This is a genomic window from Synechococcus sp. MIT S9451 (assembly GCF_047304725.1).
Lineage (GTDB): Bacteria > Cyanobacteriota > Cyanobacteriia > PCC-6307 > Cyanobiaceae > Synechococcus_C.
In genome coordinates this window covers 2,097,686-2,118,452 of sequence record NZ_CP138971.1, presented here as the reverse complement: position 1 = coordinate 2,118,452, position 20,767 = coordinate 2,097,686, and the positions used below count along the sequence as shown (strand labels likewise).

Genomic DNA, 20,767 nt, shown 5'->3' with positions numbered 1-20,767 from the left:
GCCCGTTAACTTGGAGGTTCGCTAATCACGGCCATGGGGCGGATCGTCGGAATCGACCTGGGAACGACCAATTCCGTCGTTGCGGTGTTGGAAGCGGGTCGACCGCAGGTCATCGCGAACGCCGAGGGCACCCGTACCACACCATCAGTGCTTGGTTACACCAAGGATTCAGAACTTCTTGTTGGTCAGGCAGCTCGGCGTCAACTGGTCCTCAACCCCAGAAATACGTTTTCCAATCTCAAACGCTTTGTAGGTCGCAGTTGGGATGAACTGGATGACAGCAGTCTGACGGTTCCATACACGGTTCGAGCCAATGCTCAGAACAACGTGCGCGTGGCCTGTCCAATCACGGAAAGGGAATACGCCCCTGAGGAATTGGTGGCCAGCATTCTTCGCAAGCTCGTTGATGATGCCGCCACCTATCTCGGTGAAAGCGTGGAAGCGGCGGTGATTACAGTCCCTGCCTATTTCAATGATGCCCAGCGTCAGTCCACCCGCGATGCAGGACGGCTCGCCGGGATTGAGGTTGAACGCATCCTTAACGAACCCACTGCAGCAGCTCTGGCCTATGGCTTTGATCGCAGTGCGGTGAAGCGTGTGTTGGTGTTTGACCTTGGTGGTGGCACCTTCGATGTCTCACTGTTGCGTGTGGCTAACGGTGTTTTTGATGTCAAGAGCACCAATGGAGACACCCAATTGGGTGGTAACGACTTCGATCAGCGCATTGTTGATTGGCTAGCAGAGGCTTTTTTGAAGGCTCACGGTATCGACCTACGTCGTGACAGGCAGGCTTTGCAGCGACTGACAGAGGCAGCAGAAAAGGCCAAACAGGAGCTGTCTGGTGTTGTGATCACACCGATCTCACTACCTTTTATTGCCACAGGTACCGATGGTCCGCTTCACATCGAAACCTCATTGGAACGCTCGACCTTCGAGGGTTTGTGTCCTGATTTGCTCGACCGTCTGCTCGTCCCCGTCCAATCAGCCTTGCGTGATTCTGGCTGGGCGGCAGACGATATCGATGATGTGGTGCTGGTTGGTGGTGGCACGCGAATGCCGATGGTGCAGCAGCTTGTGCGCACTCTGATTCCTCACGATCCATGCCAATCAGTCAACCCGGATGAGGTTGTAGCCGTTGGGGCAGCTGTTCAAGCCGGGATTCTCACTGGAGAACTGCGTGATCTGTTGCTGAATGATGTGACACCACTATCCCTAGGTCTTGAAACGGTGGGAGGGCTGATGAAGGTTTTGATTCCCCGCAACACTCCGATTCCCGTTCGCCAGTCGGATGTGTTCAGTACCTCCGAATCGAATCAGTCGTCGGTCGAGATTCATATTTGGCAGGGAGAACGTCAAATGGCCTCTGACAACAAATCGTTGGGACGGTTCCGTCTCTCCGGTATTCCTCCCGCTCCTCGGGGTGTCCCCCAGATTCAGGTCGCCTTTGACATCGATGCCAACGGCATCTTGCAAGTGAGTGCAACGGATCGAACCACTGGCAGAAAGCAATCAGTAACGATCCAAGGTGGATCGAATTTGAACGAAGACGAACTGCAGGCTCTGCTCGCCGAAGCTGAAGCTCGGGCCGATGAAGACCGTCGCACCCGTGCTGCGATTGAGCGCCGGAATAGGGCCCTGACGTTGGTCTCCCAGGCTGAACGTCGTTTAAGGGATGCGGCCCTCGAATTAGGTCCTTATGGGGCTGAGCGGCAGCAGCGTGCCGTGGAGATGGCCATGCGTGACCTCCAGGATCTTCTGGAACAGGATGATCTTCAGGAATTGGAACTGGGTGTTAGCGCTCTCCAGGAGGCCTTGTTTGGTCTCAATAAACGTTTGTCTGCAGAACGACGATCTGAGTCCAGTCCATTGCAGGGGATCAGAAACACCCTCGGTTCACTGAAGGATGAATTGTTCGCCGATGACGACTGGGACGAGGACCCCTGGTCGAGCCCCAGTGGCAGACCTTCCCAGGGCCGATACAGCTCATCAAGACAAGGGATGGATCCCTGGGATGATGACTTCTACCGCTGAACCCAATTACTGGTCCCTGCTCGGTCTCGAGCCAGATAGCGATGCGGATGCCCTAAAGCGGGCCTTCCGTCGCGAGGCAAGACGCTGGCATCCGGATTTGAATGCCAACGACAGGCAGGCAGAAGAGCGGTTCAAGTTGGTCAATGAGGCCTATGCGGTGCTCAGTGATCCGAAGCGGAGGCGTGCCTGGGAAGGACGCAGCATCGATCCCCCTTCCCATGTCGACCCCTTTGCTTCAGGCTTTCCAGGCTTTGAGGATTACCTCGAGGTTGTGTTGGGTTTGGGCCGACGCCGGGCCAATGATGAAGACGATGAGGCACGGCAAACGGTGACCGATTCACCTGTTGACTCACAGCATTTTTCTGGTGATTGGCCGGCAACAGCCCCACCACCCCCACCTCCGCCTGTGCATGCAGCGGAAACTCTTGAGACTGATGTTTTGCTCACGCCGGATCAGGCACTGTGCGGAACCGCTGTTGAGATTGAGCTCAGGGATGGAACCCTCGTTGAGGTGCTGACTCCACCTCAGGCCGGAGATGGCTGGAGGCTCAGGCTTGCCGGCGTGACCCCTGGGGGAGGAGATCACTTCCTCCATTTGCGAGTGCAAACGGAGGAGGGCCTTCGCATTGATGGGCTTCGCGTGCACTATCGCCTGGAGCTCCTACCCGCCGATGCTGCTCTGGGCTGTGCTGTTGACGTGCCGACTCTTTCTGGACCGGTCACGCTCCAGGTGCCGCCAGGTTCCTCCAGCGGCCGGTTGCTGCGACTGCGAGGACGAGGACTCGAATCGGACGATCGTCGGGGTGACCAATTGGTGGAGATCGTCGTTGTGATTCCTGCTGAGCTCACGGAGGCGGAGCGGGCTCTCTATCGAAGACTGCAGGAACTAGCTCTCGAAACTGAGCTCGACTGATCTTGTCCGATCGGCGTCTGGCTGATCGGTGAGAGACTGGCCTTGATTATCTGCGCCGAATGCTTGTTCACGTTCTTCTTTATGACGCCGGACAGGACAGTGAAGGCATTCACTCACTGGAAGTGTCCGGAAACACAGTGGTGTTGATGTTCGAGAACCGTGATGATGCGGATCGTTACGCCGGACTGCTGGAGGCGCAGGACTTTCCTGTTCCAACCATCGAAGCCTTGGATCGCGAAGAGATTGAGATCTTCTGCCGTCAGGCCGGTTACGAACCAAGGCTTGTGGAGTCTGGATTTGTTCCCAAGACGGATGAAGACCGGTTGCTGCTTGCGCCTCCATCCGCCAATCGTGATGTGAGCACTTGGCAGGAGTCTGAACCAGGTGATGAAACTGCTGCTCCACCCACAGGCAAGAGCAGTGATCTGGATGAGATCCGCCGGCGCCTTGAAGGATTGCTCTGAGCGACGATGACGGAACCCATCAACTCAGAGCCAATGCTTGTGGCGTCCGACGATCGTGGCCACTTGCTCACCGAGCAGTCCAATCCCCGCAGCAGCGATCTCGACACCCTCAGCGTTGAAGACCTGGTCACCCTGTTCATTAGCGAAGACGTCAAACCTCAACAGGCTGTGGCTCAAGCTGCAGGGGCAATCACTGAGGCTGTTGAACGCATTTCCGAGCGGCTGCGTGCTGGAGGACGCCTTTTCTATGTGGGAGCTGGTACGTCTGGAAGGCTTGGCGTTCTGGACGCCGCGGAATGCCCACCAACCTTCTGTAGTCCTCCCGAGCTTGTGCAGGGTGTTCTTGCCGGCGGCGCTCCTGCTCTACTCCGCAGTTCAGAAGGACTCGAGGATCTCAGTGATGCTGGAGCCAGTGATCTTCAGGCTTGCCAGCTAAGGCCAGCAGATTGCGTGATCGGAATTGCAGCGGGAGGAACGACACCCTATGTGCATGGTGCCCTGAACTATGCACGAGTCACTGGAGCACTTGCCATTGCGATGGCCTGCGTTCCTGCCGAGCAGGTGCCGATTGGTTGTGACATTGATATCCGTTTGATCACAGGCCCTGAGCTGCTGACGGGCTCAACTCGCCTGAAGGCTGGCACTGCAACCAAAATGGCGCTCAACGTGATTTCAACCTCGGTGATGGTGCGCCTGGGGAAGGTGTACGGAAATCGCATGGTTGATGTCGCAGCAACCAACAGCAAGCTGATGGATCGTGCTCTGCGCATCCTTAGGGATCTCGCCAATGTTCCGCGCGATCGTGGCATCGAGTTGCTGCGACAAGCTGACGGATCTGTGAAGCTGGCGCTGTTGATGGCAGGCACCGAACTTCCGTTGGAAGAAGCCCGCTCAGTGCTCGCCAATCACGGCAATCAGCTACGGGACGCTTTGATCAGTTGTGACGCTGAGCTGAAAGCATCCTGAATCACCAGACTCTCGGCTTAGTCAGCGTTGAAAGCTCCCCAATAGGGGCTTGTGAACAGGTCAAGGGCTTGGCGTGTTGTGGCCGGAACCGACTCAGGACGCGTCATCAAGGCATCCGCGAGAGCTGTGTGCGCTGGTGAAAGGGGGCGCGACGCAGCCAGGGCTTGCATGAGCTCCTGAAGGATCGGACCTGTGGCTGCCGCATTGGCCTGCAAATTGGCGATCACCATGTCGACACTGACAGCATCATGATCCGTATGCCAGCAGTCAAAGTCGGTGACCATGCTGAGAGACGCATAGGCGATCTCAGCTTCACGGGCGAGACGGGCTTCCGTGTGGTTGGTCATGCCAATCACATCACAACCCCAACTTCGGTACAGCTCACTTTCCGCCCGGGTCGAAAAGGCAGGTCCCTCCATGCATAAATACGTCCCACCCCGGTGCAGTCTTTGACCATCCGGTAGTGAGGTTTCCGCCGCTGTTGCTAAGAGGGCACTGAGCTTTGGGCAGAAGGGGTCAGAGAGACTGACATGAGCAACACAACCGTTGCCGAAAAAGCTTGACGGTCGCTGCATCGTGCGATCAATAAATTGTTCCGGCACCACCATGTCGCGCGGTTGTAGATGGGCCTGTAAGGAACCCACAGCCGATACGGATACCAGCCATCGAACTTGAAGTGATCGCATGGCCCAGATGTTTGCCCGATAGGGCACTTCCGTTGGCAGCAGATGATGACCTCGACCATGTCGAGCAAGGAACACCACTTCAACTCCGTTCAAGCGGCCGATTCGAAAGGAATCGGAAGGCTCACCGAAAGGGGTGTCCACTTGTAGCTCCTTGACCCCCTCCAATCCATCGATGGCATAAAGCCCACTGCCGCCGATCACTCCAACTCGGGCCTCTTTGAGGTTGTCCTGAAGGGCGTCAGTGGGCATGGCAAGGGATGTCATTCAGTCCATCCTGCACCTGCGTAGCATGGTTTTTTGCTGCCAGCGTTTTGACGACTGTTCTGATGGAAACCGATGCCGGCCAGATCAAGCTGGACTTGTTCGATAACGACGCCCCGAAAACGGTGGCTAACTTCGTCAAATTGGCCAAAGACGGGTTCTATGACGGTCTTGCCTTCCATCGGGTCATCGATGGCTTTATGGCACAGGGCGGCTGTCCGAATTCACGTGAAGGCGCGAAGGGAATGGCTGGAACCGGAGGCCCCGGCTACATGATCGATTGCGAGATCAATAGCCGAAAGCATGGTCCAGGTGCGCTCTCAATGGCCCATGCGGGCCCTAACACCGGCGGCAGCCAGTTTTTTATCGTTCACGAAGCACAGCCTCATCTTGATGGAGTGCACACGGTCTTTGGTCAAACCGGGGATATGAACGTTGTGATGGCTCTGCGCAATGGTTCCCGAATCAACAAAGTGACCGTTCAGGACTGATAGGTCGTCAGGATCAACTCCACATCAACAGAGTCGGCTGCTCAAGCTGACTCTGTTCGGGCATCCGTCCGCTTCTGACGTCTTCGAGGGATGCTTCGATCCGCTCCAAGGTCTGCGATGGATGATTGAGTTGTTCAGCTGTTGGGGCGGTGTAGAGACCAATCCGGCTGGTTTCCTGCCATGAAGCGAGTGTTTGAATCAGTGACCGGAGTCGCGTCGTGAAGGATGTACCACCGGGTCCTCTCTGTACGTCCGTGATGCGCCATGCAAATTGGGGACGTTCCCACAGGGCCAAAAGCCTCGGTGATGAGTTGGCTGTGATCGAGACTTCAAGGTTGCTGGCAGCTGTTTCACATCTGGTGCGGATCAAGGGGAGTTGATCTGAACGGCAATTGCCATCCCAGCTAATCACTGTTTGGCTTGTTATTGGTGCAATGATTGAGTCTTCGCCATTCAAGATTGGCGCGTTTGGCTGATCATTGCTAGCTTGAAATAGATGGCCTAACTTGTCACGTTTGACCGCAAGATAATCGGCATTGTGATCGCCTGGATTGATCACCAGCGGCACACGATCCACCACCTCCAGGCCATAACCACCAAGACCGGCGATCTTGCGTGGATTGTTCGTCAGAAGACGAAGGCGATGAATGCCAAGATCGCTAAGGATCTGAGCCCCAACCCCATAGTTGCGGAGATCGGCCGGAAACCCCAGCTTCTCATTGGCTTCAACCGTGTCTAGGCCACCGTCCTGAAGGCTGTAGGCCTTGAGTTTGTTGATCAGCCCGATCCCACGTCCTTCTTGACGCAGATAGACCACCACGCCTTCTCCCTCAGCTTCGATTTGACGCAGTGCAGCCTCGAGTTGTGGCCTGCAATCACAACGCAGTGAGCCGAAGGCATCGCCGGTGAGGCACTCGGAGTGCATGCGCACCAGAACGGGTTCGCTCAAGCGATCGGGATCGCCTTTAACAATGGCGACATGCTCGCTTCCATCAAGCTCATTGCGATAACCAATGGCCTTGAATTCACCGAAAACACTGGGCATCGAGGCATAAGCCTGACGCACAACAAAACGTTCATTCTCAAGCCGGTAACGAATCAGGTCAGCAATGCTGATGAGGCGAAGATTCCATTGATCCGCATACTCCTTGAGTTGGGGAAGCCTGGCCATCGAACCATCCGCATTTTGGATTTCGCAGATCACACCGGCTGGGATGAGGCCAGAAAGGGCGGAAAGATCGATGGCTGCCTCGGTATGGCCGGCTCGCTTCAGAACGCCTCCCTGGCGAGCTCGCAGCGGGAAAATATGACCAGGACGGCGCAGATCCGTAGGACGTGCATCCTGTCGCAGAGCAACCTGGATGGTTTTGGAACGGTCTTCAGCCGAGATCCCCGTTGAAACACCATTCTCAGGGCCTGCATCAATGCTCACCGTGAAGGCTGTTTGGTTGGCGTCGGTATTGCGATCAACCATCAAAGGCAGATCAAGAGCATCAAGCTGCTGGCCTTCCATGGCCAGACAGATCAATCCCCTGGCATGGGTTGCCATGAAGTTGATCTGATCCGGGGAAGCGTATTGGGCTGCGCAGATCAGGTCACCTTCGTTCTCTCGGCGTTCGTCATCCACCACAACGACACATTCGCCGTTGCGGATCGCAGCAAGGGCATCAGGAATGGTGTCGAAGCGAACGGTTTGAATCGCGTCAGCAGTGGAAGGCGTGCTCAGGGGAGTTCAGAAGCCAACGATCTGCATTCATTATCGACATCAGTACGATCAGCCGAACTCCCAAACGACGCATGCAGCCCACTTCCACGATTCCCGCCCCTATCGCCTCGGGCGGGGTTGTCGGACGCGTCGCGGTCGTGGGAGCCTCTGGCTACGGCGGTTTGCAGACCCTCCGGCTGTTACAAGCCCATCCCCAGTTCGCAGTCACCTTCCTTGGTGGTGAGCGCAGTGCAGGCAAGCGCTGGAGTGATGTTTGCCCTTTTCTGCCCTTGTTGGATGACCCCGTTGTCGAAGCGCCTGATGCGGACAGGATTTCCGAGGCGGCTGACTATGCCGTGCTCAGTCTTCCCAACGGACTCGCGAGTGAGATGGTTCCCAAGCTGCTTGAGCGGGGTGTTCGTGTTGTGGATTTGTCGGCGGATTACCGCTATCGCAGCCTGGACGAATGGTCTCAGGTCTATGTGCATGAGGCACAGAAGCATCAACGTCAAGACTCCGACTTGTGCGAGGAGGCGGTTTACGGACTGCCGGAATGGCATGGACCGGCCATCGCTCAGGCCCGTCTGGTTGCTGCCCCAGGATGCTTCCCTACAACAAGCCTTCTGCCACTTCTGCCCTTCCTGAAGCAAGGACTGATCGAGACCGACGGATTGATCATTGACGCCAAAACAGGCACCTCCGGAGGGGGAAGAGCTGCGAAGGAAAACCTCCTCCTCGCAGAAGCCTCTGAATCGATCTGCCCCTACGGCGTTGTGGGCCATCGCCACACTTCAGAGATTGAACAGATCGCCTCATCCGTGGCTGGATGTCAGATCAATCTCCAGTTCACCCCGCACCTTGTGCCAATGGTTCGTGGTCTTCTGGCCACCGTTTATGCCCGGCTGAGGGATCCAGGCTTGACTGCAGACGATTGCACAACGGTCTTGGAGGCTGTGTATCGCCACCACCCCTGCGTGCGCGTTCTCCCCGTCGGTACGTATCCGGCCACGAAGTGGGCCAAACACACCAACCAGGCCCTGCTGTCTGTTCAGGTCGATAGCCGTACCGGACGGTTAGTGCTAATGAGTGCTGTCGACAATCTGATGAAAGGGCAGGCTGGTCAGGGGGTGCAGTGCCTCAATCTGATGGCAGGCCTCACGGCCACCACGGGCCTGCCACTCGATCCGTTTTATCCCTGATCAGGACAAGGCCTGTTCGCTCTCAACCTTCTGATCGCCAACGTTCACCACTTAACGCCACGGCCCAAGGCAAGATCCGGTGCTCTTGAGCACTGATACGGGACGACAGTGTTTCGTGATCGTCGCCTTCCAACACTGGTACGGCTGCTTGGCTGATCACAGGACCGGTGTCCACGTCCTCACGCACCAAATGTGCCGTACAGCCTGTGATTCGTACGCCAGCAGCCAGCGCTTGACCAACAGCATTGAGACCCCGAAAGCTCGGTAGAAGAGATGGATGAATGTTGATCAGTCGTTCCTGATAGGCATTGATCAGCACCGGTGTGACAATCCGCATCCACCCAGCCATCACCACCGCTTCCACTCCTGCCTGTCGAAAACTGTCAACAAGGGCCCTGTCGAGGTCTTCACGGCTGCTGTAACAGCGATGGTCATGGACAAGGCAGGGCACAGCCAGGCGTTCAGCTCTTTGTTGGGCCCCACAGCCTGGATTATTCACAATCAGCAGCTCGATCTGAGCATCCAGTCGTTCCTGGCTTGCCTGCACCAGAGCCTCGAAATTGCTGCCATTTCCAGAAGCCATCACGCCAAGGCGCAGCGGTGGGTTGAACTTTGGCCAGGCACGCTCCAACGGAGCCATCAGGACATCCCCACGCCGATCGTCCATTGGATTGAAGTGGCTAATGTTTGACAAAGCGGGCATTCAGACCGTGTCCCATCTGTCCATCCTGCCCACAGCCCTCACCGATCTCGACCGTCTTGCCTCTGTCCTTGTGTCTCAGGGCTATCGCGTTGAGCGCGAAGGACGACTGATTGGGTTTGCGGGTGAAAGCCTGCGATTTGATCTCAAAGCCACCAGCTGCGCTGGAATTCACTTCGCTTGGCGACGGTCTGCATCCGGTCCCCAGCTTGAACTGATTGCTGATCTCGAACGCCAAGGTGCCGCTGATACGTACCAACCGAGGTTGCAACGCATTCTTAGGCTTTATGCCTTATCCCAAGCCTTGGATGAGGTTAAGGCTTCTCCCGCTTTGAAGGACGTATGCGCCTGTTGACGTGACGGACCACAAGGATGTTTTCCTACGCATTGATCTCCTGGATCCTGCGTCACAAACGCTCAAGATCGAACTGAGTTGGATTCCCGAAGTCCACATGCAGAGGTGGACCTTGCCGATCTGGACGCCAGGTTCTTACACCGTCCGAGATCCGTCTCAACATTTACATAGTCTTGCCTTCTACCAGCAAGACCAACAAGTCGAGACAAGACGTCTAAGCCCATCGCGCTGGAGCGCAAAGCTTCCTTGCCTTGATCGGGTTCGTCTTGTGTATCAGCTTGAGGCCAAGCAACTGACGGTACGAACCAGTTTTCTCGACCCAGAGTTTGCCTCTCTGTGTCTGTCTGCTGTGTGCATGTTGGTGGATGGAAAACGTTGGGAACGCCATGTTCTCGAGTTGCTATTGCCACAAGGGTGGCGTGGTTTTGTTCCGCTTCCTCAAGACGATGCGTTCTATATCAGTCAGGATTTTGATCAACTTGTTGATAGTCCAGTTCATGCGGGTGCATTCGAAGATCGTCCATTTATTGTTGATGGCTGTCATCACTCGTTGCTGCTGATCGGTTCACCGCCGACGGGTTGGCCAGACACACTTGTGGAGGACATCGAGGCGGTGTGTGGAGCCGCTGCATCGCTGATGGGTGAATCACCTCCGTCAGGTGATCGCTACCAGCTTGTGATTCAGATGCTCGATAGCGGCTATGGCGGACTGGAGCATAACGATGGGGCTGTTCTTCAGTTCGCTTGGCCTGCTCTAGCTGAACCCAATGGTTACCACCAGCTTCTGCAGCTCGTGGGTCATGAATATCTGCACCAATGGAATGTTCGGCGTCTGCGTCCAAGGGAGTACATCCCTTACGACCATGGAGTTGCTGTGGTGAGTGACAGTCTCTGGTTTGCTGAAGGCATCACGAGTTACTTCGACCTTGCCCTCCCATTGCTGGCAGGACGATCGACTCGAAAAACCTTTTTAAGGGATCTCGGCAAGGACCTTTCGCATGTCCTGCTCAGTCCAGGTGTACAAGTGCAGAGCTTGGCTGATAGTTCACGGGAAGCATGGGTGCGTCTTTACAAATGCACAGCTGCAGGAGCCGACAGCCAGATCAGTTACTACAAGCTTGGGGCTGCACTTGCATTCTGCCTTGATGTTCGGTTACGAGCCCTAGGCGTGTCCCTTGCTCTGGTTGTCAGAGATCTTTGGCAGAGCTTTGGCCAGGTGGGCCGAGGCTACGGCCGGTGCGATATCCAAAACGCCTTGGCTGTGTACAGCCAGGAACTCGCCGACCAACTCCCTTGTTGGTTAGATCAGAAGGGCACGCTACCGATTAAGGAGTGTCTTGATCAGTTGGGATTGATCTTGCATCCGGTGTTGGCCAGCACGGCCTGGACGGGCTTAACCCTTGCCGATCATCCAAAAGGTGTGCGGGTGACACGTGTGCGCTTCGAGAGTCCGGCGCATCATGCCAATCTCGTTGCCGGTGACGAGATTGTGGCTGTTCGTGGTCATCGCCTCTATTCAGTTGATCAGTGGACGTTGTTGCAATCAGGTGCTGAGCCGATGGCGATCATCTACGCACGACGGGGACGGTTGGAAGAAACACAGGTGATTCCGGCACCCAACCGCACTCAGGAATACACAGTGGAGTGGAATCCTCACGCACCCCATGAGGCCAGGGTGCTTCGCGACCGATGGTTCGAGATCCACTGACCAGACGATTCAAACATTTGAGGCGACGGTTGGAAGGCCGCCATGGAATCCTGGCGATCGGATCCTTTGGCTTGATCGTGAGTCTCAGTAGTGTGATTTGGCTGAGTTCTAGCGATGTTGCGCTGACCCAGTCGCACCATCAGCCATCACTGCTTGAGCTTCTCGATCAAGTCACCAGTGGTACTCCCAAGCAGTTGGATGACGCGTCCAACCGAATGCGGCCAGATCCACCAGAGTCGACCGCATGGCGTTCACCATTGACACGCCAGTGCAAGGGAATCGACGATCAAATCAGAAAGCGCCTCGTCAAGTTGAAGTCAAGCTTCAAACAACAACGGGAACAAATTGCAATCGACCCCAGTAATTACGGCAAGCGTTACAGCGTGAATCCCTGGAAGGATTCGATTGACCCTATGCCTCGCATGGTCGTTTTACACGAAACAGCAAATTCACTCACATCGGCGATTAACACATTCAAGACTCCACACCCGAATGATCACGATCAAGTGAGCTATCACACCTTGATTGGAATGAACGGGCGTGTTGTTGATGTTGTCGATCCACTCCATCGAGCCTATGGAGCTGGCTATTCGGCCTTCCTCGGTGAATGGGCTGTGACTAATCCTGAATTTATGGGATCGGTCAATAACTTTGCGCTGCATCTCAGCCTGGAAACTCCGCCGGACGGCTACATCGGAGGTCGACACCACTCTGGCTATACCGAACAGCAGTACGACGCTCTTGCTTTGGTCCTTGAGGATTGGATGGAAACATTCAGGATTCCGTCAGAAGCGATCACGACACACCAACATGTTGATCTTGGCGGTGAAAGAGGTGATCCACGCAGTTTTAACTGGAAGAAACTTCAGGTTAGGATGGCAGCATTGAAGAGACTTTGTTGAGCTTCAGATTGTTCTGGGCTCTGACTCCATCTGAGTGGAATAAATCAATCCATGAAGGGCCGGATCCTGCATATAGCGGAGGATACGAGCGGGATAATCAAGTTTTCCGTTATGCAGATAGGCAAGCGTGGCGATCGCCTTGGCGTCTGCAAAGGATGCGCTTGCGCACAGCATGGTGGAGTCAGGTAACCGCAAGGCACGCTTGAGCCTGTGCAGTTTCCCGGCCAGGAGAGAGACATTTTGATTGGGGTCCAGCAGAAAATTCCGGGCCCACGCAATCTGCTCTTGTGAAGGATTTCTTGGCAGTCGTCCCTGATGGATCAGCTCACTAATGCCGAGTTGTGCGAGACCGTGAGTTGAGACCAAGCCTGAATGGGCGACGAAAGGTAACCCTTCTCCAGGCTTGGAATGCTGAATTTCGTCGTAAAGAATGCCAGTCAGCAACATCGGATTGATGTGGTGCTGCTCGGATTCCCTCAAAATCACAGGTTTCAGTTCGCTCAATCGAGAGAGGGTCCTCGCGCGAAGCGGTTCGAATTGATCCACACCGCGGGTGAAAAGCTGCGCCAATGGCGTTTGAGGACCGTGGACGCCGAAACGACGTTGAAGATTCTCGAGTTCTTCGGCGGAGAAATCTGTGGGGTTGGCACGGTCCTGAAGGGCATTCCCAGTCTGGGATTCCAGTGCTACCTGGGCATCGATCACCTGACCGATCGGAACGGGCGTCAGGGTTGAACGAACCACAAAGCCTGCGGCAATGCCGAAGGAGAGCGATGCCAAAAGGCTCGGTCTCAAGAATGGAAGGATGACGCGACCGAATGTGGCCATGGGGAGACGCTAGCTGTGCTGTCGCAGAAAATGGGCATCTGGAGAAATCGAAGATAGCTTCAAGCTGAGAGCGGCCTCGAACCCAGCGATGAGCTTCCCAGATTTCAGCGCCAACGACCCTCAGGTTCAGTGGCAGCGCTTCTGTGAACTGCTTTGGTTCCATGACGACCTGGGTGTATGGCTTGATATCAGCCGCATGCACCTCAACCTTTCGGATCTCGAGGGGCTACGTCCTGGATTTGATCAGGCCTTTCGATCCATGGCTGCTCTTGAAGCTGGATCGATCGCAAACGCAGACGAACAGAGACAGGTCGGGCACTACTGGTTACGGCAACCCCAGCTCGCTCCAGACGCCGACGTTCAAAGCCACATTGCCCTCGAAGTGGATCAAATCGAGGCGTTTTGCCGCTCGGTGTTGAACAAGGAGATCACCGCCCCCAACGGTCAACCCTTCACAGATGTGCTCTGGATTGGGATCGGTGGCAGCGCTCTTGGGCCTCTGTTGATGGTCCGCGCTTTACAAGAGGAGGGTGCTGGCCTCCCCTTCCACTTTTTCGACAATGTCGATCCCAACGGCATGAGCCGTGTGCTTGCAGGTATTGGTGAAGCGCTTCCCACCACATTGGTGATCACTGTCAGCAAGTCAGGCGGAACCCCAGAACCACACCTTGGGATGGAACAGGCCAGGCATCGTCTGGAGGCTTGCGGAGGACATTGGGCTGGTCAGGCAGTCGCCATCACCATGGCCAACAGCAAACTTGATCAGAAGGCCAGCGAGGAAGGGTGGCTGAAGCGGTTTGACATGTTTGATTGGGTCGGCGGACGAACGAGTATCACGAGTGCCGTAGGACTCGTCCCTGGAGCTCTCATCGGCTCTGAAATCAGAGAATTTCTTGCCGGTGCTGCACAGATGGATGAGGCCACCCGCGTCTGTGATGTCCAACGCAATCCAGCCGCATTGATGGCTGCGTCTTGGTACGTGGCTGGGGAAGGCCGTGGCCTACGCGACATGGTGGTTCTCCCCTACCGCGATCGGCTTGAGGTGTTTAGCCGTTACCTCCAACAATTGGTGATGGAATCCCTCGGTAAACGTCTGGACCGTGACGGCAATGTTGTCCATCAAGGCATTGCTGTCTATGGAAACAAGGGTTCGACCGACCAACACGCCTATGTGCAACAGCTCAGAGACGGTGTCGACAACTTCTTTGTCACCTTTATCGAAGTGCTTCGTGATTCACAGGAGATCCCTGAAATCAATGGTGAATACCCAGGTGATTTCTTGGATGGCTTCCTGCAGGGAACCCGATCAGCCCTCACCGAAGGCGGTCGTCAGAGCATCAGTATCAGCATGCGTCAATTCGATGCCCGACGCCTTGGTGCTCTGATCGCTCTGTTTGAACGTGCCGTCGGCCTCTATGGCGAGTTGGTCAATATCAATGCTTATCACCAGCCTGGTGTGGAGGCTGGGAAGAAGGCTGCTGCAGCCATTCTTAGCCTTCAAGGGGAGGTGGAGAAGGTCTTGGCGGATGGGCAGGCCAGGTCTGTCAATGAAGTGCAGTCTGCAATTGGTGAGGGAACAGTGGAGGTGGTGTTCTGGATCCTGCGCCATCTCACAGCCAATTCGCGTGGTTATTCAGCCCAGGGAAGCTGGGATAACCCCGCATCACTGCGCTTCAGCAAGGCCTGATCAGCACAACACAAGCTGCTACCGCGGCGATTCAGGGCACAAGATTCACCAGTTTCCCTGGCACAACAATCACGCGGCGGGGTGCCTGCCCCTCAAGCCACTTCTCGGCCACATCACTGGCCAAGGCCAATGTCTCGAGCGTGTCTTTGTCGGCATCGGCGGGGACCTGGAGGCTTCCCCTCACCTTCCCCTTCACCTGAATCACAAGTTCAATCGTGTCCTGAACCAGAGCCTTTGGATCATGCATCGGCCAGGCTTGCTGATGGACGCTGCCAGCCCCGTCGAGGCGATGCCAGAACTCCTCGGCCAAGTGCGGTGCAAACGGTGCCAACATTCGAATCAGGACTGACAGGGCCTCTTCGCGTATCGGTGTCTGAACAGTCTGAAGCTTGCCGCTTAGGGCATTCGACAATTTCATCAATTCCGAAATGGCCGTGTTGAATTGAAACTCTCCAGTGAGGTCGTCTCCAATGGCTTCAATAGCGGTGTGAACAGCACGACGCATGGTCTGATCGCTTTCACCGAGATCCTCTGGAATCACACTGCCATTCTGGTTAGCAAGGCTGACATGCTGATCACCCTCAGCCGCAGCTGATTCAATCAAGCGCCAGAGCCTCTGGAGAAAACGGAACTGACCTTCAACATCAGCGTCATCCCATTCCAGATCTTTCTCTGGAGGTGCCTTAAAGAGAATGAACATCCGTGCCGTATCGGCGCCATAACGGTCAATCACAGAGGCGGGATCAACACCGTTGTACTTCGATTTCGACATCTTCTCGAACAACACCTCGAGCACTCCACCGTCCTCAGGGTCCCGCGGGTCTCCTTCATCTGTGACGAGGTTGGGAGCGACATAGCGTCCGGTTCGAGGGTTTCGATAGGTCACTCCCTGCACCATGCCCTGGGTGAGGAGGCGTTCAAACGGTTCATCAATCGTCAGTAAACCTCGATCCCGCAATGCCTTGGTAAAGAAGCGGGCATAGAGGAGGTGAAGGATCGCGTGTTCGATGCCGCCGACGTATTGCTTGACGGGGAGCCAACGTTGGATTGCCTCAGATGAGAAAGGCTGCTGGTTGTTGGAGGGATCCGCGAAACGTAGGAAGTACCAAGACGAACACATGAAGGTATCCATGGTGTCCGTTTCTCTACGCGCAGGCTTTCCGCAACGGGGGCAGGGCACATTCACCCAGTCCTCAAGTTGAGACAGGGGTGACCCCCCGCGACCTGAAAGATCGACGCCCTTTGGAAGCGAGACCGGTAAATCTTCACGCGGTACAGGAACTGCTCCACAGCTTTCACAGTGGATCACTGGGATTGGACATCCCCAATAACGTTGTCTTGAGATCAGCCAATCCCTTAGCCGATACTGCACTTTTGGCGTCGCCCAGCCTTCTTCTCTGCCCTGCGTGACAATGGCTTCCTTGGCATCTTCGGAAGCAAGACCATTGAACGCACCGGAATGAACCAAGACTCCTGGTTCCGTCCAGGCCTGTCCGTCATTGAGATGCTCATCAGCTCCAGGCACTTGGATGACCACACGGAGCGGAAGCTCATGGCGGCGGGCAAAGAGGAAATCTCGCTGGTCATGGGCAGGCACGCCCATCACGGCACCAGTGCCGTACTCGGCGAGAACATAATCAGCAATCCACACGGGTAGACGCTCTCCATTGGCAGGGTTGATCACCTCCGCACCGATTGGGATCCCGCGTTTGGGCTGATCTTCAGCTGTGCGATCCTCGCTGCTGAGAGTGCTCATCAGATCGCGGAACGCGGTGACTTCATCACGGTGTTCAGCTGAAGTGATGGTTTCGACCAGAGGATGTTCCGGGGCGAGAACGAGGTAACTGGCACCAAACAACGTCTCTGGTCGGGTTGTGAAGACTGTGATGCTCGGCTCAACAGAGCTTTCTTCTGGTGTTGAGCTCTGATCGTGAAGCGAGAAACGAATTTCGGCGCCTTTGGATCGGCCAATCCAGTTGGCCTGCATCGTGCGAACACGCTCTGGCCAACCCTTCAGAAGCGCAAGGTCATCCAGCAGCGCATCGGCGTAGTCGGTGATCTTCAAAAACCATTGACGCAAGAGCCTTTGTTCCACGACGGCCCCTGAGCGCCATGACTTGCCGTCGGCATCCACTTGCTCGTTAGCCAGCACGGTTTGATCGATGGGATCCCAGTTGACCTGTGCTTCTTTCTGGTAGGCCAGATCGCCATCAAGTAGCTCCAGGAAGAGCCATTGGGTCCAGCGGTAATAGTCCTCATGGCAGGTGGCCTGCTCCCGGCTCCAATCGATCGATAAGCCGAGTCGGGCCAGTTGGTCTTTCATCTGGTCGATATTGCGATCGGTCCAGATGCCTGGATCAATCTCCCGTTCAATGGCCGCGTTCTCTGCCGGCAGGCCAAACGCGTCCCAACCCATGGGATGGAGTACAGCATCCCCGCGCATCCGCTGCACCCGCGCGATCACGTCAGTGATGACGTAATTGCGCACGTGACCCATGTGCAGGCTCCCTGATGGATAAGGGAACATCGAGAGGGCATAGAACGGTGCCCGGTCGTCATCTAGGGGCGGAGTGACATCCAGATTGATATCACTCCAATGGTTTTGCCAGCGCTGCTCAGTCGCGAGAGGGTCGTAACGACGTTGGCCGTTGTTGGATTCAGGCAGGTTGGTTGTCGACTCGGTGCTCACGGGCAGGCTTCACCTGGAAGCGATCGTGCCACAGCCGTGCTTCTTGAGCGGCCTTGGCTGTTCGTTCACCCCAGTGGCCTAATCAATGTGAGAGACCGGCGAGTGATCAGGATTGGCTCACTGGCATCGGAACGAAGCACAGCAAGAAATTCCGGATCCTGCCAGAGCAGGACACCTTCATGACTGCTGCCATTCAGGAGTTCAATCCGAAGCAGACGTTGCTCTCTGGTCCATGCCTGTAGCTGACGCACACCCGGCAGACTGGGATCAAAAAGGGTGCTATTCATCGCAATCACGGAGGCAGGAATGACGATATTGAAGTTATGAACTGAGTCTAGATGCAAATTCTAAGCGAGAGCTGGAACGATAAAAATCAACCCATCTGTTGATTGTATAAGTGCTTGTCAGATTTGGCTTAATCTCTGGCCATTTGCTCGCACCTTGAACCCAAGGAAATAGCTGATTTGGCTGATGATGGAAGCAGTCGATCAAGCTTAGTTTCTCTTTGTCTTTAGTGAATGAGATGAGGTGGGCCTTGATCACTGCTGAAATCTTGTTCAAAGCAGGTAGGACATCACCCACTTCTGGGTTAATCCTGACGATCCGAATGCCAGCCGAAGGAGATGACAGGTAAGGGGCTTGATGCACTTGGCAGGGGAAGGCAGACCAAGCTTTGAGCAAGATGATGACGAGATGATTGCAGCGATCAAAACCGCCTGTTCGAATCAGGCTGGAATCACTGCGACATGAGCTTCTAAACTTTGTTGATCCAAGCCAATCAGTCAGTCAGGTGCGGTAAGGCAGTGGGCATAACGTCTCGCTGAGATTCCAGACCAAGACAGGAGATGAAGGGAATGCTCTCATTCAGCAAATATCAGGGTCTCGGCAACGATTTCGTGGTGTTGGAGGGGCGCCAAGGGCAGCTTGATGCCACGATCACAGACCCAGATCCTCAATGGGTTCGCAGAATCTGCGACAGACGTTTCGGTGTGGGAGCAGACGGAATCATCTTGGCGCTTCCTGGCGAAGGGGATGCCGAGCTGCGGATGCGCATCTTCAACGCCGATGGCAGTGAGGCGGAAATGTGCGGTAACGGGATCCGTTGTCTGGCTCGCTTTCTTGCCGATAGCGATGGAGATGAGCCAGGTCGTTCCTGGTCGATCGTGACACCTGCAGGGCTGATCGTTCCAGTGCTCCAGGGCGATGGTCAGATTCGAGTCGACATGGGCCCCCCGGTGCTTGACCCTGCCCAGGTCCCCACAACGCTGGGGGTCGGGGAGCAGGGGCTTCCTCAAGGCCTGATTGAGTGTCATGGCGCCTCACTTTCTGTGGCGTCGGTCGGTATGGGGAATCCCCACGTCGTTGTCCCCGTCGAGGATCTGGCCACGATCCCCTTTGATCAGTGGGGCGCAGCGCTTGAGCAAGACCCCTGCTTTCCTGCCAAAACGAATGTGCATTTCCTCCAGGTGCACGGCCCCGCATCGCTAGAAATCCGCGTCTGGGAGCGAGGTGCCGGACCGACGCTTGCCTGTGGCACAGGCGCTTGCGCCACCATGGTGGCGGCCTATTTGCTCGGCTTGAGTGAGGACAGCGCTGAGGTGCTGCTGCCTGGCGGTCCATTGCAGATCAGCTGGCCGAATGGCGAGGGATCGGTGTTCATGACGGGACCCGCTGAGGCTGTGTTTGATGGGGTTCTGATTCCTGAACTGGTTCCATATGCACTAGAGCCCCTCATCGCCGAACCTGAACCTCAGAGACCAAATCAATCCGATCCCAGGCCTGAAGCGGAGATGCCATCGCCATCAAAGCCAAGCTTTGATTGTTCTCATGACTGTAAAGATGCCTGTCAACGACCTGACAATTGCCTCCAGGCTGAAGCACAACAACAGGTGCAATCCCTTCTGGATTCGATGTCGCTCGACGCCATGATTGACTTGGCTAGCGATACCCTCGAACAGCGCACTCGTTCACGCCTCGACCGCCATCAAGGTGGCTAGTGCTTCCGAGGACATTTATCTCGACAGCTGTGCCACATCACCGCCGAGATCGGGAGTGGTGGAGGCGATGAGTGAGGTTCAGACGATGGCTTGGGGCAACCCTTCAAGTCTTCATCGCCAGGGTTTGGCCGCAGCAGAAGTGCTTGAACGCTGCCGTTGGCGAATCGCATCGCAGTTGAACAGTGAGATCGAGGATTTGGTCTTCACGAGCGGTGCAACAGAATCGGTTCATCTGGCCTTGCTCGGCTTTGCAGAGACACTGTCACCTGGCCGTTTGGTGATCAGTGCTGTTGAACATCCTGCTGTGATTGCAGCGGCCAAAGGCCTTGAACGTCTCGGCTGGGATCTGGCTTATTGGCCAGTGGATCGTTACGGAATGATCGACATGGACCAGCTGGATCGCATGCTGGCCCCGCCCACACGACTGGTGTCATTAATCTGGGGCCAAAGCGAAGTTGGCACCCTTCAACCGATTGAAACGGTTGGTCGTGCCTGCGCTGAGCGAGGCATACCTTTCCATACCGATGCGACGCAGGTCTTGAGTCAGGGAAGGCCTGACTGGCAATCATTGCCCGTTGATTTGCTCAGTGCTTCGGCCCACAAATTCGGAGGTCCAAAAGGGATCGGCGTGCTGTTGGCACGAGCACAGTGTCGCCATCGCCTCCGGCCACGACAGGGTGGCGGTGGGCAAGAACACCAACTAAGGGCTGGAACTGAGTCTGTGGCGCTTTTGGCTGGGATGGCCACAGCGATCGAACAGTTGCCGCCATGGTTGTCTCCACCAGCTGTAAGAGCCGAGACCTCTTGTCACCAGATCAGTGATTTACGCGATCAATTGCTGGATGCGTTGCTCGAGGATCCCCGTCTCAGGCTCACCGGCGACCGCTGGCGAAGACTGCCTCATCACATCTCCTTGCTGGTCTTCGACCACCGAGAACGGCCTTTACCTGGTCGAGCCATCGTTCGTGCCCTCAGTCAACGGGGCATTGCTGTCAGTAGTGGGAGCGCCTGCTCGTCAGGAAAGGACAGTGGCAGTTCCGTGTTAGCGGCGATGGGATTTGGACCCGATTTGCAGCGTGCAGGGCTTCGCCTCAGTCTCGGTTCCTGGATTCAACAGCAACACTTGCCTCGTATTACTTCAGCCCTCATCGAGGCGCTTAATGAGGTCTCGGCTCAGATCTGAGA

18 protein-coding genes are annotated in these 20,767 nt (G+C 55.8%); 12 read left to right on the top strand and 6 right to left on the bottom strand.

All coding sequences use genetic code 11. The features are described 5' to 3' along the window. The first annotated feature begins 33 nt into the window (after nt 1–33). The 4 genes from dnaK to murQ are packed head-to-tail and all read left to right on the top strand — an operon-like array spanning nt 34 to nt 4,374. Entirely contained in the window at nt 34–2,031 is a 1,998-nt protein-coding gene (gene dnaK, locus SIB72_RS11020) for a molecular chaperone DnaK (RefSeq protein WP_413743893.1), read from the top strand. Continuing rightward, nucleotides 2,015–2,944: a DnaJ C-terminal domain-containing protein gene (locus tag SIB72_RS11015; protein WP_413745113.1), complete on the top strand. Its 930-nt coding sequence runs from the start codon at nt 2,015–2,017 to the stop codon at nt 2,942–2,944. The genes dnaK and SIB72_RS11015 overlap by 17 nt, the downstream gene beginning before the upstream one ends. A 59-nt stretch (nt 2,945–3,003) precedes the next feature. Continuing rightward, the gene (locus SIB72_RS11010) at nt 3,004–3,408 is read left to right on the top strand and encodes a DUF3110 domain-containing protein (RefSeq protein WP_115121574.1); all 405 of its coding nucleotides are present in this window, start codon (nt 3,004–3,006) and stop codon (nt 3,406–3,408) included. A gap of 33 nt (nt 3,409–3,441) precedes the next feature. Continuing rightward, on the top strand, nt 3,442–4,374 hold the full coding sequence (murQ, locus tag SIB72_RS11005; RefSeq protein WP_413743892.1) for an N-acetylmuramic acid 6-phosphate etherase: 933 nt from the start codon (nt 3,442–3,444) through the stop codon (nt 4,372–4,374). A gap of 17 nt (nt 4,375–4,391) precedes the next feature. On the opposite strand, the gene mtnP is transcribed toward murQ, so the two are convergent. Next, a complete protein-coding gene (gene mtnP / locus SIB72_RS11000; protein WP_413743891.1) occupies nt 4,392–5,309 on the bottom strand; it encodes an S-methyl-5'-thioadenosine phosphorylase in 918 nt (305 codons plus the stop codon). A 77-nt stretch (nt 5,310–5,386) separates the two neighbouring features. Between mtnP and SIB72_RS10995 the strand changes: the two genes are divergently transcribed. Then, on the top strand, nt 5,387–5,812 hold the full coding sequence (locus SIB72_RS10995; protein ID WP_371410920.1) for a peptidylprolyl isomerase: 426 nt from the start codon (nt 5,387–5,389) through the stop codon (nt 5,810–5,812). A 13-nt stretch (nt 5,813–5,825) separates the two neighbouring features. Here the strand turns inward: SIB72_RS10995 and ribBA are convergent, their stop codons facing one another. Continuing rightward, nucleotides 5,826–7,511, bottom strand: coding sequence for a bifunctional 3,4-dihydroxy-2-butanone-4-phosphate synthase/GTP cyclohydrolase II (ribBA, locus tag SIB72_RS10990; protein ID WP_413745112.1), 1,686 nt, complete (start codon nt 7,509–7,511; stop codon nt 5,826–5,828). Nucleotides 7,512–7,609: 98 nt separating this feature from the next. Between ribBA and argC the strand changes: the two genes are divergently transcribed. After that, the gene (gene argC / locus SIB72_RS10985) at nt 7,610–8,716 is read left to right on the top strand and encodes an N-acetyl-gamma-glutamyl-phosphate reductase (RefSeq protein WP_413743890.1); all 1,107 of its coding nucleotides are present in this window, start codon (nt 7,610–7,612) and stop codon (nt 8,714–8,716) included. A gap of 22 nt (nt 8,717–8,738) precedes the next feature. On the opposite strand, the gene purN is transcribed toward argC, so the two are convergent. Continuing rightward, nucleotides 8,739–9,383 (bottom strand): phosphoribosylglycinamide formyltransferase, encoded by a 645-nt coding sequence (gene purN, locus SIB72_RS10980; RefSeq protein ID WP_413743889.1) that lies wholly within the window; start codon nt 9,381–9,383, stop codon nt 8,739–8,741. A gap of 43 nt (nt 9,384–9,426) precedes the next feature. On the opposite strand from purN, the gene SIB72_RS10975 reads away from it, so the two are divergent. Genes SIB72_RS10975 through SIB72_RS10965 form a run of 3 tightly spaced genes read left to right on the top strand, consistent with a single transcriptional unit; the run spans nt 9,427 to nt 12,381 of the window. Beyond that, a complete protein-coding gene (locus SIB72_RS10975) occupies nt 9,427–9,771 on the top strand; it encodes a hypothetical protein (RefSeq protein ID WP_413743888.1) in 345 nt (114 codons plus the stop codon). 1 nt (nt 9,772) lies between these two features. Beyond that, a complete protein-coding gene (locus tag SIB72_RS10970) occupies nt 9,773–11,479 on the top strand; it encodes a signal protein PDZ (protein ID WP_413743887.1) in 1,707 nt (568 codons plus the stop codon). Further along, complete coding sequence (locus SIB72_RS10965; protein WP_413743886.1) at nt 11,461–12,381, top strand: N-acetylmuramoyl-L-alanine amidase; 921 nt, start codon at nt 11,461–11,463, stop codon at nt 12,379–12,381. Before SIB72_RS10970 ends, SIB72_RS10965 begins: the two co-directional genes overlap by 19 nt. Nucleotides 12,382–12,384: 3 nt before the next feature. Here the strand turns inward: SIB72_RS10965 and SIB72_RS10960 are convergent, their stop codons facing one another. After that, on the bottom strand, nt 12,385–13,209 hold the full coding sequence (locus SIB72_RS10960) for a helicase DnaB (protein WP_413743885.1): 825 nt from the start codon (nt 13,207–13,209) through the stop codon (nt 12,385–12,387). An 88-nt stretch (nt 13,210–13,297) separates the two neighbouring features. On the opposite strand from SIB72_RS10960, the gene SIB72_RS10955 reads away from it, so the two are divergent. Next, on the top strand, nt 13,298–14,896 hold the full coding sequence (locus tag SIB72_RS10955; protein ID WP_413743884.1) for a glucose-6-phosphate isomerase: 1,599 nt from the start codon (nt 13,298–13,300) through the stop codon (nt 14,894–14,896). Nucleotides 14,897–14,927: 31 nt separating this feature from the next. On the opposite strand, the gene leuS is transcribed toward SIB72_RS10955, so the two are convergent. Beyond that, on the bottom strand, nt 14,928–17,585 hold the full coding sequence (leuS, locus tag SIB72_RS10950) for a leucine--tRNA ligase (RefSeq protein WP_413743883.1): 2,658 nt from the start codon (nt 17,583–17,585) through the stop codon (nt 14,928–14,930). A gap of 65 nt (nt 17,586–17,650) precedes the next feature. Then, complete coding sequence (locus SIB72_RS10945; protein WP_413743882.1) at nt 17,651–17,872, bottom strand: Hfq-related RNA-binding protein; 222 nt, start codon at nt 17,870–17,872, stop codon at nt 17,651–17,653. A gap of 567 nt (nt 17,873–18,439) precedes the next feature. Here SIB72_RS10945 and dapF point away from each other — a divergent pair. Next, the gene (gene dapF / locus SIB72_RS10940; protein ID WP_413743881.1) at nt 18,440–19,582 is read left to right on the top strand and encodes a diaminopimelate epimerase; all 1,143 of its coding nucleotides are present in this window, start codon (nt 18,440–18,442) and stop codon (nt 19,580–19,582) included. Then, nucleotides 19,575–20,765 (top strand): cysteine desulfurase family protein, encoded by a 1,191-nt coding sequence (locus SIB72_RS10935; RefSeq protein WP_413743880.1) that lies wholly within the window; start codon nt 19,575–19,577, stop codon nt 20,763–20,765. Before dapF ends, SIB72_RS10935 begins: the two co-directional genes overlap by 8 nt. The last annotated feature ends 2 nt before the right edge of the window (nt 20,766–20,767 follow it).

Coding starts and splice junctions, on each gene's coding strand:
- mtnP (WP_413743891.1), bottom strand. CDS start 5,309: ATGCCCACTGACGCCCTTCAGGACAACCTCAAAGAGGCCCGAGTTGGA.
- dnaK (WP_413743893.1), top strand. CDS start 34: ATGGGGCGGATCGTCGGAATCGACCTGGGAACGACCAATTCCGTCGTT.
- SIB72_RS10995 (WP_371410920.1), top strand. CDS start 5,387: ATGGAAACCGATGCCGGCCAGATCAAGCTGGACTTGTTCGATAACGAC.
- SIB72_RS10960 (WP_413743885.1), bottom strand. CDS start 13,209: ATGGCCACATTCGGTCGCGTCATCCTTCCATTCTTGAGACCGAGCCTT.
- dapF (WP_413743881.1), top strand. CDS start 18,440: ATGCTCTCATTCAGCAAATATCAGGGTCTCGGCAACGATTTCGTGGTG.
- argC (WP_413743890.1), top strand. CDS start 7,610: ATGCAGCCCACTTCCACGATTCCCGCCCCTATCGCCTCGGGCGGGGTT.
- murQ (WP_413743892.1), top strand. CDS start 3,442: ATGCTTGTGGCGTCCGACGATCGTGGCCACTTGCTCACCGAGCAGTCC.
- SIB72_RS10955 (WP_413743884.1), top strand. CDS start 13,298: ATGAGCTTCCCAGATTTCAGCGCCAACGACCCTCAGGTTCAGTGGCAG.
- SIB72_RS10965 (WP_413743886.1), top strand. CDS start 11,461: ATGGTTCGAGATCCACTGACCAGACGATTCAAACATTTGAGGCGACGG.
- SIB72_RS11010 (WP_115121574.1), top strand. CDS start 3,004: ATGCTTGTTCACGTTCTTCTTTATGACGCCGGACAGGACAGTGAAGGC.
- SIB72_RS10945 (WP_413743882.1), bottom strand. CDS start 17,872: ATGAATAGCACCCTTTTTGATCCCAGTCTGCCGGGTGTGCGTCAGCTA.
- SIB72_RS11015 (WP_413745113.1), top strand. CDS start 2,015: ATGACTTCTACCGCTGAACCCAATTACTGGTCCCTGCTCGGTCTCGAG.
- purN (WP_413743889.1), bottom strand. CDS start 9,383: ATGGACGATCGGCGTGGGGATGTCCTGATGGCTCCGTTGGAGCGTGCC.